Below are 14,426 nucleotides of genomic sequence, written 5' to 3'. Positions count from 1 at the left end.
GTGACCCGGGTGGGGCCCGGGCGCTCAGTAGACAACGGCCTAGGTCGACCCGCAGCCGGCGGGTCCCGGGCCGGCCCGAAGGGCGCCGGGCCCCCATCCGTCGCACAAACGGCCTGAATCGGCCATCCCTACCCCGGTTCCGGGAAAACGACACCACCGTACGGCCGTCCTGTCACGTCGGCGCAGGCCGCGGCGATTATGGTGGTCCTCTGTGTACGGACACGAAGGGGCAGTGGTGAACGACGGCGACGGGACGCCCGCGGCTGCGGGGCGGGAGAGGCGGTTCGGCCCCCTGGGCACGGCCCTGGTGATCATCCCGACCTACAACGAGGCGGAGAACATCAAGGCGATCGTCACGCGTGTGCGCGAGGCGGTCCCAGAGGCCCACGTTCTCGTGGCCGACGACAACAGCCCCGACGGCACCGGCGAGCTCGCCGACGAACTGGCGGCGGGGGACGACCGCGTCCAGGTCATGCACCGCAAGGGCAAGGAAGGGCTGGGCGCCGCCTACCTCGCCGGCTTCCACTGGGGCCTGGAGCACGGCTACGACGTGCTGATCGAGATGGACGCCGACGGCTCCCACCAGCCCGAGGAACTGCCCCGCCTGCTGACCGCCCTCAAGGGCGCCGACCTCGTGCTGGGCTCCCGCTGGGTGCCCGGCGGCCGGGTGGTGAACTGGCCCAAGTCCCGCGAGATCATCTCGCGCGGCGGCAGCATGTACTCGCGGATCGCACTCGATCTTCCGCTGCGCGACATCACCGGCGGCTACCGCGCCTTCCGCCGCGAGACCCTGGAGGGGCTCGGCCTCGACGAGGTCGCCTCCCAGGGCTACTGCTTCCAGGTCGACCTCGCCCGCCGGGCGATCAAGGCCGGCTATCACGTCGTGGAGGTGCCAATCACGTTCGTCGAGCGGGAACTGGGCGACTCCAAGATGAGCCGCGACATCCTGGTGGAGGCCCTGTGGCGGGTCACCACGTGGGGCGTGGGGGAGAGGGTCGGCAAGGTGCTCGGCCGCGACAAGCAGCCCGGCACGGCCGCCGACGGGCAGACGGCTTCGAGCGAGAAGCGGACGGCCTCGGGCGACAAGTCGACAGATTCCCGTGACCAGTCGGGGGATTCCCGTGACGAGTCGGCGAAGGCGTCCGACGCCAAGGCCTGAGGGGCCCTCTTATGCCGCACTGAGCCGGGGCCAGGCACACTGGGAGTATGACGACTGGCGCCCAGACCCCCAGGTCCCCTGCCCGGCCTCCGCGCTCCCGGCTGCGCACGTTCCTGCCGCTGGGCGCCGCCGCCTGGCTCGTGCTGGAGATCTGGCTGCTGATCCTGGTCGCGGGGGCGTCCAGCGGTTTCGTGGTGTTCCTGCTCCTGGTCGCCGGTGTCGTCCTCGGCTCCCTGGTCATCAAGGCGGCCGGCCGCCGGGCCTTCCGGAACCTCACGGAGACTCTCAACCAGCAGCAGTCGACCATGCGGGCGGGCGTGCCGCCCGAGGCCCGTCCGAACAGCGAGGGCAACGGCCTGATGATGCTGGGCGGGCTGCTCCTGATCCTGCCCGGCCTGATCTCGGACGCGCTCGGCCTGCTCATGCTGCTGCCCCCAGTGCAGAAGGGCGTCAGCCGCTACGCCCAGCGGACGGTGGAGCGCAAGCTCCGCGACGCCGGGCCCGGCACCCTGGGCGACGCCTTCCGCCAGGCCCGGATGCACCAGCCGGACGGCAAGGTCGTCCAGGGCGAGGTCATACGGGACGACCCGGACGACACGCCGCAGGACCCGCGCCCTCCGCTGACGCGCTGAGCCCGCGCTCCGGGCTCGGCACGCCAAAACCGCGGGTGCCGTACATGAAGCTCATGTACGGCACCCGCGGTTTTTGTTCGGTTGTGTCGCCTACGGTTTCCCGCTACGCACTCTTGCGGCTGTCTCGCGGATGCACCGCGATGTTCATCGCGCCGGAGCGCAGAACGGCCAGCCGCTCCTCGAGGACCTCTTCGAGTTCCTCGCGGGTGCGTCGCTCCATCAGCATGTCCCAGTGCGTACGCGCGGGCTTGGCCTTCTTCTCCTCAGGGCCGTCGCCGTCAACCAGGAGTGCCTGGGCCCCGCAGACCTTGCACTCCCACTCCGGCGGGATCTCCGCCTCGACCGAGAAGGGCATCTCGAATCGATGCCCCTTCTCGCATGCGTACTCCACGGCCTGGCGCGGGGCCAGGTCGATGCCGCGGTCCGTCTCGTAGCTGGTCACCACGAGGCGCGTGCCGCGAAGAGCTCGCTCACTCATGAATCGTGCCTCCCGGGCTTGTCGCCCACAGGACAGGTGTCGCTGTCGTCGTCATCCGGTCAACGTCCGGGCGGCGGTAAAGATTCCCGTCCCGACTCCCGATCCGGGCCCTGCGTCGCCGTCGCAGCCGCAGCCTTGCAACCAGTGCAGTACCCGCCGACGTCCGGTTTGTCACCTCTGCTGGCAGATGTGACATAGCGATTCGGCACCTTTGACGCGCAGTAACGGTACGCCTGGCAGGCCAAACGCGTACACTACAGCCCTTTCGCGCCGAGTGCTAAATCCTTTCGGGTACCGGGTTGCCCGCGTCGCCGATCGCCCGCCGGACCGGGACCCGCGCGAGCAGCACGAACCCGATGACGAAGAAGGCCACCAGCGAGATGATCGCGTCCCGGTAGCTCCCGGTCAGCTGGTAGGTCAGCCCGAAGAGCAGCGGCCCGAGCCAGCTCATCCCGCGGTCGCTCAGCTCGTACGCCGAGAAGTACTCGGCCTCCTTGCCCGGCGGTACCAGGTGGGAGAACAGGGAGCGGGACAGCGCCTGGCTGCCGCCCAGGACGAGTCCGATCCCGGCGGCCAGCACGAAGAACCACACCGGCGCCCCGGCCGGCAGGAAGTACCCGGCCGCGAGGGTCACCGTCCAGGCGACCAGCGACCCGAGGATCGTGCGTTTGGCGCCGTACCTCCGGGCGAGTCGGCCCAGGCCCAGCGCGCCCGCCACCGCCAGCACCTGGACCAGCAGCACCGCCACGATGAGCGTGGACTGTCCGAGGTCCAGTTCCTCGGAGCCGTAGACCGAGGCCTGGGAGATCACCGTCTGGATGCCGTCGTTGTAGACCAGGTACGCCAGCAGGAAGGCCAGCGTCAGCGGGCGGCGGCGCATGTCGCGGACGGTCGCCGCGAGCTGCCGGAACCCGGGCAGCGCGGCCTCCCGGGCCACCGCGCGCCGGTCGCGCAGCCGCCGGAGCGGAATGAGCGCGAAGGCGCCCCACCACAGTCCCGCCGACGCCAGACAGATGCGGACCGCCGCGCTCTCGCTCAGTCCGAAGGAATCGTGGCCGGTGTAGAGGACCAGATTGACGACCAGGACCAGGGAGCCGGCCGCGTAGCCGAAGGCCCAGCCGCGGGAGGAGACCGCGTCGCGCTCCTCGGGCGGGGCGATCTGGGGCAGATAGGAGTTGTAGAGCATCATCGCGACCGACTGCGCCGCGTTGGCGACGACCAGGAGCAGACCGCCCAGCAGATAGCGGTCGCCGCCGAGGAAGAACATGCCGGTCGTCGCCGCGGCGCCGGTGTAGGCGGCGGCGGCCAGCAGCGGTTTCTTGCGTCCCGAGCGGTCGGCCGCCGCGCCCACCAGGGGCATCACCAGCACCGCCACGATCACCGACAGCGACACCGAGTACGCGAAGAACGACCCGGCGCGCACCGGTATGCCCAGCGGGTGGACGTACCCGTCCGCGTCCGCCGCCGACTCCGCGACCGAGGTGAGATAGGGCCCCAGGAAAACGGTGAGCACGCTCGTCGAGTAGACGGAGCACGCCCAGTCGTAGAAGTACCAGCCACGCTGCTCGCGTCGCCGTTCGGCGGCCGGGTCGGCCCCGTCCGCCGCATCCGACCGCAGGGTGTCGGTGCCCACCGTGCCCTCGCCTCCCCGTGAACGCGCACCGTCCCCGGGATGCGGCCGGGTCTCATCCCCAGGCGCCGCGGTCCTCCATGACCTTGCGCAGTGTGTCGATGTGATCGGTCATGATGCCATCCACTCCCAGGTCCAGAAGCCGGTGCATGCGGTCCGGATCGTTCACCGTCCAGACGTGCACCTGCAGCCCGCGCGCGTGTGCGGCCCGCAGGAAGCGGAGATCCACCACCGGGATGCCCGACTGCGTCTCGGGAACCTGCGCGGCCACCGCCGAGCGGCGCGGCGTGACCGGCACGCCCCAGGAGCGCAGCCGCAGACCGAGGACGCCTCGGGTCCCGTACGAGGTGGCCAGGCGCGGACCGGCCAGCCGCTGGGCGCGGACCACGCGCGCCTCGGAGAACGAGCCGACGCAGACCCGGTCCCAGGCGTCGTGCCGGCCGATCAGCTCCAGGAGCGGCTCCAGCGCGGGCTCCGCCTTCACGTCGATGTTCCAGCGCACCCCCGGGAAGGTCTCCAGGAGCTCCTCGAAGAGCGGCACCGGTTCCTCGCCCGCCACGCGCGCGTGGCGCACGTTCTCCCACGGCAGGTCGGCGATCCGCCCGGCCCCGTCCGTCACCCGGTCCAGCGTCGCGTCGTGGAAGGCGACGAGCTTCCCGTCGCGCGTGGCGTGCACGTCGGTCTCGATGTACCGGTAGCCCGCCTCCACCGCGCGGCGGAACTGCCGCAGCGTGTTCTCCAGGCCGTTCGCCGCCCCGCCCCGGTGGGCGAAGGCGATGGGTCCCGGATGGTCGAGATAGGGGTGGCGTATCGGGGTGGTCACCGACGCAGTATCGCGCGCCGGGGTTGACCGGCGGCAACCACCGTGCTGCCGTCCGGCGCCGGCGGCACGGCGAACACGCGCAGGAACACCTGGGCGAGCGGGCCGATCGACACGGCGTAGAGCAGGGTGCCGAGGCCCACCGTGCCGCCGAGCGCGAAGCCCGTCACCACGACCGTGATCTCGACGGCAGTCCGCACCAGACGCACCGAGAGCCCCGTGCACCGGTTCAGCCCCGTCATCAGGCCGTCCCGAGGGCCGGGGCCGAAGCGCGCGGCGATGTACAGCCCGGTCGCCGCGCCGTTCAGGACGATGCCCGCCACCATCGCGGCGATCCGCAGCGTCCAGCCGTGGGCGTCCGGCACGACGCCCAGGGTGGCGTCCATCGCGGCGCCGATCACGAGGACGTTGGAGACCGTGCCGAGGCCAGGCCGCTGGCGCAGCGGGATCCACAGCAGCAGGACCACCGCGCCCACGACGGTCAGCACCACGCCCATCGACAGCCCGGTGTGCTCCGCGAGGCCCTGGTGCAGCACGTTCCACGGTTCGAGGCCGAGCCCGGACCTGACCAGCAGCGCCGAACTCGCTCCGTACAGGACGAGACCGCCGTAGAGCTGGGTCAGCCGCCGCGCGAGTCGCCCGGACTGCCCGGACCGCCTGGACTGCCGCAACTGCCTGGACTGCCGCAACTGCCTGGACTGCCGCAACTGCCTGGACTGCCTGGACAAGAAGTGCCCCCTGGGGTGGTGGTAGTGGACTGCCACATGACACCCTGTGGCTTGAGAAGAAGAGTCAACCATGGCCAATTCGGGGAAGGTGGACTGATTTTCATGGCGCAGTGGACCTCGGCCGTGGGAGCGGGGCAGCTCGCGCGGCTGCTCGGCTCCCAGCAGGACCGCCCGGCCGGGCCCGGCACGCGCCGTCCACCGGCCTACCGCGCGCTCGCCGACGGCATCCGGCTGCTCGTGCTGGAGGGCCGCGTCCCGGTCGCCGCCCGGCTGCCCGCCGAACGCGAACTGGCCCTCGCCCTGACCGTCAGCCGCACCACCGTCGCCGCCGCCTACGAGGCGCTGCGTGCCGAGGGTTTCCTGGAGTCCCGGCGGGGGGCGGGCAGCTGGACCGCGGTTCCGGCCGGGAACCCGCTGCCGGCGCGCGGACTCGAGCCGCTGCCCCCCGAGGCGCTCGGCTCGGTGATCGACCTGGGCTGCGCGGCGCTGCCCGCACCCGAGCCCTGGCTCACCCGCGCGGTGCAGGGCGCCCTTGAGGAGCTGCCGCCGTACGCACACACCCACGGCGACTACCCGGCCGGACTGCCCGCGCTGCGGGCGATGATCGCCGAGCGCTACACCGCTCGGGGCATCCCCACCATGCCCGAGCAGATCATGGTGACCACGGGGGCGATGGGTGCCATCGACGCCATCTGCCACCTCTTCGGCGGGCGGGGCGAGCGCATCGCCGTGGAGTCCCCGTCCTACGCCAACATCCTCCAGCTGATGCGCGAGGCCGGGGCCCGGCTGGTGCCCGTCGCGATGGCCGAGGGCCTCACCGGCTGGGACGTGGACCGCTGGCGCCAGGTGCTGCGCGACGCCGCGCCCCGCATCGCCTACGTCGTCGCCGACTTCCACAACCCCACCGGCGCGCTCGCCGACGACGACCAGCGGCGGCGGCTGGTCGACGCGGCCCGCTCGGCGGGGACGGTGCTCGTCGCCGACGAGACGATGAGCGAGCTGTGGCTGGACGACGACGTCGAGATGCCGCGTCCCGTGTGCGCCTTCGACCCGGCCGGTTCCACCGTGATCACCGTCGGCTCCGCGAGCAAGGCCTTCTGGGCCGGGATGCGCATCGGCTGGGTCCGTGCCGCGCCCGACGTGATCCGCAGCCTGGTCGCCGCGCGGGCCTACGCCGACCTGGGCACACCGGTGCTGGAGCAGCTCGCCGTGAACTGGCTGTTCAGCACCGGCGGCTGGGAGCAGGCCGTGACGGTGCGCCGCGAGCAGGCCCGGCAGAACCGGGACGAGCTGGTGGCGGCGGTGCGCCGGGAGCTGCCCGACTGGGAGTTCGAGGTGCCCCGCGGTGGGCTCACCCTCTGGGTGCGCACGGGGGGCCTGTCGGGATCCCGGCTCGCCGAGGCGGGGGAACGGGTGGGCGTCCGCGTCCCGTCCGGGCCGCGCTTCGGGGTCGACGGTGCCTTCGAGGGGTACGTCCGGCTGCCGTTCACGGTCGGCGGCGCGGTGGCCGAGGAGGCGGCGGTACGCCTGGCCGCGGCGGCCCGGCTGGTGGAAAGCGGCGGCGTCGGCGGCGGTGGCGAGGCACCGCGGACGTTCGTGGCCTGAGGCCTGTCCGGCAGGGGCGTCGGGGGCCTTCGCCCGCGAAGTCCCGGTGGGCGGAGAGCCCCTGTCCGTTCGCCCGCCCGCCCGTGCCGGAGACGGTGGCGATGTGCCGAGTCGGCAACGGCCGGCGATGCGGCGGGCATGCGCGCCGCACCTGCCTTGGCGTGCCTGTCCGGGACGCCGTGGCCGCCGGTCCGCGAGGCGGGTGGACGCGCACGGGCGGGTCGCACCTGTGACCGTCGTGCGCCCCGGTGAAGGCGCTGTGGCCGCCGGGCCCCGCGGGGTCGCCGGGAGGGACGCGGGCGGGCGGTGGAGAGGCGGCGGGGCCGGGACGGGCGGTGGGGTGCGTCGTCCCGGCCGGGGCGTCAGGAGGTCTCCGCCGCGACCGCGTCGGCGGGAACCGTCTCAGCGGGCGCGTGCTCGGCCGGCGTCCCGGCCGTCGCCTTCTCCGCCGTCACCGGGGTCGGCTCCGCGTCCGTCGCGGTCGCCCCCGGCTCGCTCACCACCACGTGGACCGGGGCGTCCTTCTTCTCCATGGAGACGGTCTTCACCTTCGCCTCGGCCTCCGCTTCCACCTCTGCCTCGGCCTCCGGGGGCAGAGGTGCCTGCTCCCCGTCCGCCGGTGTCGTGCGCGGGGGGAGCAGGTCGAGCACCGCCTGCCGGTGGGCCTCGCTCGTCGCGTCGTCGTACGGGTCCGGGGTGGCCGGTACCTGGAGGCGGTGCACCGGGCCGGTGCCCAGGCGGGCGTATCCCCGGCCGGGCGGGACCTGGTCGAGCGGAGTGGTGTGCGGGGGAGCGCCCAGCGCGTTCGCCAGCTCGTCCGCGGTGGCCGGGCCGAGCACGACACGCGCGCGTGTGTGCTGCCGTACGGCGTCGGTGAGGCCGTCCAGGGCGTCGAGCTGGTCGGCGACGACCACCGTCACGTTCGCCGCCCGGCCGTGCCGCAGGGGGACCTGGAGCAGGGTCTGCGGGTCGCGGCGCCCGCCCGTGTCGGCGAGGTGCGTGAACGCGGTCGGACGGTCCAGGAAGACCCACAGCGGCCGCCGGGTGTCCTCCGGTGCCGCCAGGCCCTGCTGACGGGCCCGGTTCACGGCGATCAGCCGCCGCTCCGTCTCCGCGGCGGCCCACTCCAGGCTGGTCAGCGCGCCGGTGAGCCCGCACTCCACGGCCAGGACGCCGTCCCGGCCGACCAGGCAGGCGTACTCGCCGGTGCCGCCGCCGTCCACGATCAGCAGGTCGCCGTGGTGCAGCGCCTGGAGGGCGACCGAGCGCAGCAGGGTGGACGTGCCGGTGCCGGGCTGCCCCAGGACCAGCAGGTGGGGCTCGGTCGAGCGGATGCCGGTGCGCCAGACGACCGGCGGTACGTCCCGCTGCTCCACGCCGTGGGTGAGCGGGAGCGTGCGCTGGACGCGTGTCGGGTCGGTGAAGCCGAGGACGGTCTCGCCGGGCGCCGTCACGAAACGCTGGGCGGCGATGTCGGTGGGGAGCGCCGCGAGCACGTCGACGGAGAGGTGGTTGGCCTCCTCGTCCCAGGTGAAGCGGTACTCCCGGCCCCGGCCGGACTTCGCGGTGAGCAGGTGCTCGATCCGCGCCCGGGACTCCGCCTCCCCGTCGGTGAAGTAGGCGGGGTAGCGGATCACCAGATGGGCGACGCGCCCGTCCTCGTCGAACTCGTGGGCCGGGAACGCCTTCTCCCACCCGCCGCCGTGGGCGTACAGGGGGTCGGGGTCCTCCGCGATCGAGAAGTACGGGACCAGCGCCTCGTAGAGCGACTGCAGACGCCTGGTCCGGGTGTCGTCGGCGCCCTCGGGTGCCGCCGGGGTGCGTTCCCTGCCCTGCCAGGCTGCCGCCGCCATCAGGACGATGACGGCGAGCAGCGGGCCGTACGGCACGAGCGCCACGACCAGGACCACCGAGGCCACCAGGAACAGCAGCGCGCCGCGCCGGTCCTTGGGGGTCTCGGTCCATCTGCGCCGCGCGGCCGCGGCCAGTCGGCGCAGACCGCGGGCGATGGTGATCAGCGGCTGGAGGACGTCGGTGGCGCTGTCGGCCGCCGTCCGGGCCAGCTCCCGGCTCCGGGCGAGCTGTGCGCCGCCGTTGCTCAGAATGCGGGGGAGGGGCCGCCGGGCCACTGCTGCCTCCTGGAGGTGCGTACGTGCGGATGTCGGGCGGGGGAACGGGTCGTCAGAACTTGATGCCGCCGAGGAGCCCCGCCAGGCTCTCGCCGCCCGCCTTGATGCTCGGGGCGATGGCCGTACTCGCGAGATAGAACCCGAACAGTACGGCGACCAGTGCGTGCGAGGCCTTGAGGCCGTCCTTGCGGAAGAAGATGAAGACGACGATGCCGAGCAGGACCACGCCTGAGATCGAGAGGATCATGTGAGTTCTCCTGGTTCACGGGGACAGTCACCATGAGTACTTCCAGGCTCACAGCATGTATCCATACGATAAAAGGTGCAAATGGGGGAAATTCGACCGAATTACCTCAAGTGGCGGAGCGGTCCTTGGGCCGCTCGGGTGCGCCGCGAGCCAGTACCCTGGCGATTTGCCGAATGTTCGCAGTGAGAGGTGGTCCGGCCGATGAGTGAAGCCCCCGACCCCGAGGTCGTGGAGCTGGCGACCAAGATCTTCGATCTGGCCCGGCAGGGGCGGACCGAGGAGCTGGTGGCGTACGTGGACGCCGGTGTCCCGGCCGATCTCACCAACGACCGCGGCGACTCACTCGTCATGCTCGCCGCCTACCACGGCCACGCCGACGCGGTGCGTGCGCTGCTGACCCGCGGCGCCGACGCCGACCGTGTCAACGACCGGGGTCAGACGCCGCTCGCCGGAGCCGCCTTCAAGGGTGAGATCGACGTGACCAAGGCGCTGCTGGAAGCGGGCGCGGACCCGGCGGCGGGCACCCCGTCGGCCGTCGACACGGCCCGGATGTTCGCCCGGACGGACCTGCTGGAGCTGTTCGGCGCCCGGTGACAGGGCGGTGGAGAGGGTCCTGTCCGGACCTGCTCCACATTTTCTGACCAGGGAAAACACTGAAAACGGGGGAGGCGGTACAGGGCCGCCGAAATTTCGGTCGCGGCAGATGTGACCGCCGGGCCATCATGACGACGTGGTTCACGGACGTGATGGCTGGGCAGGTGTTGCCGCACCGCGCGGGCCGTGACTCGGCCCGCAAGGGCCACCGACGAGAGGCAGAGGAACATGGTCTTCAGCAAGCAAGAGACGGCGGGCGCTCCGACGTGTTGGCGCACGGCCAGGTAACGCGTGCTCCCCGGTTGCGTCGACGCTTGATGTGAGGCTGTTTCCCATGTTCGATCCGGTCATAGCGCCCAGCGGTACGCTGCTCGGCCTGCTTCAGCGGGGTCGCGGCGACGGCACGCTGCACGCGCTCACCGCTCCGCGCGCCGAAGCGCTCGCGGCGCTGAACCACTGTGTGCTCCACGACCCCCGCCACGACTGGCAGGTCGAGAACCGCTCCCTCTACTACGCCCGCCTCTACCTCGACCTGAACGGCGAGCTGGACGCGATCGAGGCCCATCTCTTCGACCCCGAGGACGTCCTGGACGCCGACGAGTCGCGCACCGGGCTGGCCCTCGCCGTCCTCGGCCACCTCGCCTCCTACGGCAGGCTGGACGCGCTCCAGCTGCTGCGCCGGTACGCCGCCCACGGCGTCAACTGGGCGTGGGCCCTGGACGAGCTGGCGCTGCGCGACGACGACGCGGGACTGCGCGCCCTCGCCGCGCCCGTCCTGGCCCGCTTCCCGCGCGACGCCGAGGGCGAGGCCGAGCTGGCCGCCGCGGTACGGGACGCCTTCGAGCCCCGGCCCTGGCGCCTGTGGGCCGACGACCCCCGCGAATCGATCGCCACGCGCGTGCGTGCCGCCCAGGAGACGGGCTGCTTCGACCGCTGGCAGCGCCAGATGGACTCCTCCGGGCCGCGCCCCGGCTGGAGCGTGCGAGCCGTCTTCGAGTGGGCCGAGCAGGGAGTCGAGCGCGGCACCCCGCTCCATGTGCCGGCCGCCCGCTGCCTCACGGCCGTCGCCGGGCCCGAGGACCGGCCCGAGATCGTCGAGGCCGCGCGGTCGGGCACCGAGGGCGCCCGCTGCACCGCCCTGCGCTATCTCGCCGACAGCAACGACCCGGACGTCCTCGACCTGATCGACGGCGCCGTGGCGACGGGGTCGACACCCGTCGTGGAGGCCGCCGTCGCCGCGTACGAGCGCATGCGCAGCCTGGCCGCCGTCGACCGCGCCCGCGGCTGGGTGCACCGGCCCGACGCCCTGGGAGCCGCCGCCGGACGGGTGCTGGCCTGCCGGGGCGCCGCCCAGGACCGCGATCTCGTGCTCGCCGCGCTGCGGGAGGCGGTACGCGGAGAAGGCCCCGACGCGCCGACCCTGTGGACCCTCGTCGACGGCACCGGGCGGCTCGGCATCGCCTGCGCCGCGCCCGTACTGCGCCACATCTACCGCGAAACCGCCTCCTCCCACCTGCGCGGCCGGGCCGCCCGCGCGCTGGCCGCCACGGATCCGTCCTTCGCGGCGGGCTTCGCCATCGAGTGCCTGTGGGACTGCGAGGAGACCACCCGCGAACTCGCCGCCCGCCACGCCGAGACCGGCGACAACCGCGTCGTCGAACGGCTGCGCAGGCTTGCCACCGACCCGGCCGAGGAGGACGAGGTCCAGACGGCGGTACGCAGCCGCTTCGGACCGGACGCGCCCACCGTGTGAGAGCCCCGGCACCGGCGCGGCGGAGAGCCGCGCCGGCCGCGCGGCCCGAGCCCGGGGCCGGGGCCGCGCCGGGTGAACGGCGGGTGGCCCGTGGCTCAGCCGGGCGTGGCCGTGGTCCGGCCCGCCGGGTGGGCGGGGCAACGCTCACGGGACGTTCCTCGGCCGGAAAGATCGACGTTGACGCGAGCACGTCCAGTCCGGCGACAACACCGGTATGCGTGTCGTCATCGTGACCGAATCCTTTCCCCCCGATGTCAACGGCGTCGCCCACTGCGCGCTCCAGACCGCCCGGCACCTCGTGGACCGCGGTCACGACTGCGTCGTCGTCGCGCCGGCCACCTCCGCCGCCGCCGAGGCGGACGCGCAGGCTCCGTGCCGCGTCGTCCGCATCCCCTCCCTCCCGCTCCCCGGCTACCCGCAGGTCCGCGTCGCTCTGCCCAGCCGGCGGGTCGCCGCCGCGATCGCCGAGCACCGCGCGGACCTGGTCCACCTGGCGGGGCCCTTCGTCCTCGGCGTCCGGGGCATGGCCGCCGCCGCCCGGCTCGGCGTCCCGGCCGTGGCCGTCTACCAGACCGACCTCGCCGGCTACGCCCGTACGTACATGGGGGCGGGCGAGGCGGCCGCCTGGCGGCGCATCCGCTCCGTGCACGCCGCCGCCGACCTCACCCTCGCCCCGTCCAGCGCGGCCCTGCGCGACCTCGAGGCGCACGGCGTGCCGCGGGTGGGGCTGTGGCCGCGCGGAGTGGACACCGACCGTTTCCGGCCCGACCGGCGGGACACGGCGCTGCGTCGCGCACTCGCCCCGAACGGCGAACCGATCGTCGGCTACGTCGGCCGCCTCGCTCCCGAGAAGCAGGTGGAGCTGCTGTCCGGTGCCTGCGCCCTGGACGGCGTGCGCGTCGTGGTCGTCGGCGACGGACCCAGCCGCCTAGGGCTGGAGCAGACGCTGCCGCGCGCCGTCTTCCTCGGCCGCCGGACCAGCGACGAACTCGCCCGGATCTTCGCCTCACTGGACGTCTTCGTCCACACCGGCCCCTTCGAGACGTTCTGCCAGACCGTGCAGGAGGCCATGGCGAGCGGTGTGCCCGTCGTCGCGCCGGCGGCGGGCGGACCGCTGGACCTCGTGGCCCACGGGCGCACCGGACTGCTCGTGCCGCCGCGCGACGCCGCCGCCGTGCGGGACGCCGTGTGGTCCCTGTCCGCGGACCCCGGACTGCGGGGCGCCTACGGTGCCGCCGGGAGGACCACGGTGGAGGGACGGACCTGGGCGGCCGTCGGCGACCGGCTGATCGGCACTACACCGACGTGCTCGCCGCCCGGGAGGCGGTGCTGGCGGCATGAGCGCGCTGCGGATCGTCCGGCTCGCCAACTTCGTCACCCCCGCGTCCGGTGGCCTGCGCACCGCGCTGCGCGAGCTGGGCAAGGGGTACCGCGCGGCCGGACACGAACCCGTACTCGTCGTTCCCGGCCGGCACGCGGACGACCGGGAGACCGAACAGGGCCGGGTGATCACGCTCCCGGGGCCGCCGCTGCCGGGCACCGGCGGATACCGCGTCCTGACCGACCGGAGGCGCCTGGCCGCCCTGCTGGAGGAGCTGGCCCCCGACCGCCTGGAGGTGTCCGACCGCACCACTCTGCGGTGGACCGGCAGGTGGGCCCGGCGCGCCCGGGTCCCCGCCGTGATGGTCTCCCACGAGACCACCGACGGCGTACTGCGCACCTGGGGCCTGCCCGAAGGCGCGGCCCGACGCTCCGCCGACGCCCTCAACGTCCGGACGGCGCACGCCTACGCGCGCGTGGTGTGCACCACGGAGTTCGCCGAACGGGAGTTCGTCCGCATCGGGGCCCGCAACGTCGTACGGGCGCCGCTCGGCGTCGACCTCACCGGACGGCACCCGAGGCTGCGCGACCCGGGGACGAGGGCCCGGTACGCGCGCGGGGACGAGACGCTGCTGGTGATGTGCTCCCGGCTGTCCGTGGAGAAGCGGCCCGGTACGGCACTCGACGCGCTGGCGGAGCTCCGGCGGCGCGGCGGACGGGCGGTACTGGTGGTGGCCGGGGACGGGCCGCTGCGCCCGCGACTCGAACAGCGGGCGCGGTCCCGGGGGCTGCCGGTGACCTTCCTCGGCCACGTCGCCGACCCCGGTCTGCTCGGTGCCCTCCAGGCATCCGCCGACGTGTGTCTGGCCCCTGGTCCCGCCGAGACCTTCGGGCTCGCCGCGCTGGAGGCGATGGCGTGCGGCACGCCCGTGGCGGCGAGCGCGTCCTCGGCGCTGCCGGAGGTGATCGGCGCCGCCGGTGCCGTCGCCGCCGACCGCGGGGACGCCGATCGCGGGGAGGCCTTCGCGGACGCCGTGGAGCTGCTCCTGGCGCGCCGGGAGCGGGACCGTCGGGGGGCGGCACGCGCGCGGGCCGAGTGCTTCGGCTGGAACACGGCCGTCGAGGCGTTCCTGGCCGCGCACGAGGCGACCCGCCCGACGCGTCCCGCGCTGCCGGAGGCAGCGCCGTGAGACCCGCCCGCTCCGCGGGCCTCGGGGACCCGGCCGGCGCCGGGTGGCCGGGCGGCGCCCGCCGTCGACGGAGCGGCCCCGGCCGGTGTGACCCGGCCGTGGCCGCAGACCGTCCCCCGAGCCATGTCGTGGCAAGCGGGG

12 protein-coding genes and 1 pseudogene are annotated in these 14,426 nt (G+C 73.7%); 7 read left to right on the top strand and 6 right to left on the bottom strand.

Going from position 1 to position 14,426, the window contains the following annotated elements; genetic code table 11:
* Positions 1-235 precede the first annotated feature (235 nt).
* Complete coding sequence (locus ACFYZ3_RS04820; RefSeq protein ID WP_388514035.1) at positions 236-1,159, top strand: polyprenol monophosphomannose synthase; 924 nt, start codon at positions 236-238, stop codon at positions 1,157-1,159.
* A gap of 47 nt (positions 1,160-1,206) precedes the next feature.
* A complete protein-coding gene (fxsA, locus tag ACFYZ3_RS04815; RefSeq protein ID WP_388514033.1) occupies positions 1,207-1,791 on the top strand; it encodes an FxsA family membrane protein in 585 nt (194 codons plus the stop codon).
* Between the two features lie 103 nt (positions 1,792-1,894).
* Here fxsA and ACFYZ3_RS04810 read toward each other — a convergent pair whose 3' ends face one another.
* The 4 genes from ACFYZ3_RS04810 to ACFYZ3_RS04795 form a co-directional block, all read right to left on the bottom strand.
* On the bottom strand, positions 1,895-2,269 hold the full coding sequence (locus tag ACFYZ3_RS04810; protein ID WP_003977404.1) for an RNA polymerase-binding protein RbpA: 375 nt from the start codon (positions 2,267-2,269) through the stop codon (positions 1,895-1,897).
* A 277-nt stretch (positions 2,270-2,546) separates the two neighbouring features.
* Positions 2,547-3,902, bottom strand: coding sequence for an MFS transporter (locus ACFYZ3_RS04805; protein ID WP_388514031.1), 1,356 nt, complete (start codon positions 3,900-3,902; stop codon positions 2,547-2,549).
* 52 nt (positions 3,903-3,954) lie between these two features.
* Positions 3,955-4,722 (bottom strand): glycerophosphodiester phosphodiesterase, encoded by a 768-nt coding sequence (locus ACFYZ3_RS04800; RefSeq protein WP_388514030.1) that lies wholly within the window; start codon positions 4,720-4,722, stop codon positions 3,955-3,957.
* Entirely contained in the window at positions 4,719-5,483 is a 765-nt protein-coding gene (locus ACFYZ3_RS04795) for a YitT family protein (RefSeq protein ID WP_388514028.1), read from the bottom strand. The genes ACFYZ3_RS04800 and ACFYZ3_RS04795 overlap by 4 nt, the downstream gene beginning before the upstream one ends.
* Positions 5,484-5,549: 66 nt before the next feature.
* On the opposite strand from ACFYZ3_RS04795, the gene ACFYZ3_RS04790 reads away from it, so the two are divergent.
* On the top strand, positions 5,550-7,052 hold the full coding sequence (locus tag ACFYZ3_RS04790; RefSeq protein ID WP_388514027.1) for a PLP-dependent aminotransferase family protein: 1,503 nt from the start codon (positions 5,550-5,552) through the stop codon (positions 7,050-7,052).
* A 362-nt stretch (positions 7,053-7,414) separates the two neighbouring features.
* Here ACFYZ3_RS04790 and ACFYZ3_RS04785 read toward each other — a convergent pair whose 3' ends face one another.
* Complete coding sequence (locus ACFYZ3_RS04785; protein WP_388514026.1) at positions 7,415-9,181, bottom strand: hypothetical protein; 1,767 nt, start codon at positions 9,179-9,181, stop codon at positions 7,415-7,417.
* A gap of 52 nt (positions 9,182-9,233) precedes the next feature.
* On the bottom strand, positions 9,234-9,428 hold the full coding sequence (locus ACFYZ3_RS04780; RefSeq protein ID WP_003977410.1) for a hypothetical protein: 195 nt from the start codon (positions 9,426-9,428) through the stop codon (positions 9,234-9,236).
* Positions 9,429-9,629: 201 nt separating this feature from the next.
* On the opposite strand from ACFYZ3_RS04780, the gene ACFYZ3_RS04775 reads away from it, so the two are divergent.
* The 4 genes and pseudogenes from ACFYZ3_RS04775 (at position 9,630) to ACFYZ3_RS04760 (ending at position 14,285) form a co-directional block, all read left to right on the top strand.
* Positions 9,630-10,022, top strand: coding sequence for an ankyrin repeat domain-containing protein (locus ACFYZ3_RS04775; protein ID WP_361011061.1), 393 nt, complete (start codon positions 9,630-9,632; stop codon positions 10,020-10,022).
* Positions 10,023-10,356: 334 nt separating this feature from the next.
* Complete coding sequence (locus tag ACFYZ3_RS04770) at positions 10,357-11,775, top strand: HEAT repeat domain-containing protein (protein WP_388514025.1); 1,419 nt, start codon at positions 10,357-10,359, stop codon at positions 11,773-11,775.
* A 214-nt stretch (positions 11,776-11,989) separates the two neighbouring features.
* Positions 11,990-13,116 (top strand): annotated as a pseudogene (locus ACFYZ3_RS04765) (glycosyltransferase family 4 protein).
* Entirely contained in the window at positions 13,113-14,285 is a 1,173-nt protein-coding gene (locus tag ACFYZ3_RS04760; protein WP_388514023.1) for a glycosyltransferase, read from the top strand. The pseudogene ACFYZ3_RS04765 and the gene ACFYZ3_RS04760 overlap by 4 nt, the downstream one beginning before the upstream one ends.
* The last annotated feature ends 141 nt before the right edge of the window (positions 14,286-14,426 follow it).

It is taken from the genome of Streptomyces sp. NPDC001599 (assembly GCF_042893535.1).
Taxonomy (GTDB): domain Bacteria; phylum Actinomycetota; class Actinomycetes; order Streptomycetales; family Streptomycetaceae; genus Streptomyces.
The sequence above is the reverse complement of the archived record's forward strand: the minus strand, read 5'-3'. Positions and strand labels throughout refer to the sequence as shown.

Coding starts and splice junctions, on each gene's coding strand:
- ACFYZ3_RS04775 (WP_361011061.1), top strand. CDS start 9,630: ATGAGTGAAGCCCCCGACCCCGAGGTCGTGGAGCTGGCGACCAAGATC.
- ACFYZ3_RS04790 (WP_388514027.1), top strand. CDS start 5,550: ATGGCGCAGTGGACCTCGGCCGTGGGAGCGGGGCAGCTCGCGCGGCTG.
- fxsA (WP_388514033.1), top strand. CDS start 1,207: ATGACGACTGGCGCCCAGACCCCCAGGTCCCCTGCCCGGCCTCCGCGC.
- ACFYZ3_RS04760 (WP_388514023.1), top strand. CDS start 13,113: ATGAGCGCGCTGCGGATCGTCCGGCTCGCCAACTTCGTCACCCCCGCG.
- ACFYZ3_RS04810 (WP_003977404.1), bottom strand. CDS start 2,269: ATGAGTGAGCGAGCTCTTCGCGGCACGCGCCTCGTGGTGACCAGCTAC.
- ACFYZ3_RS04780 (WP_003977410.1), bottom strand. CDS start 9,428: ATGATCCTCTCGATCTCAGGCGTGGTCCTGCTCGGCATCGTCGTCTTC.
- ACFYZ3_RS04770 (WP_388514025.1), top strand. CDS start 10,357: ATGTTCGATCCGGTCATAGCGCCCAGCGGTACGCTGCTCGGCCTGCTT.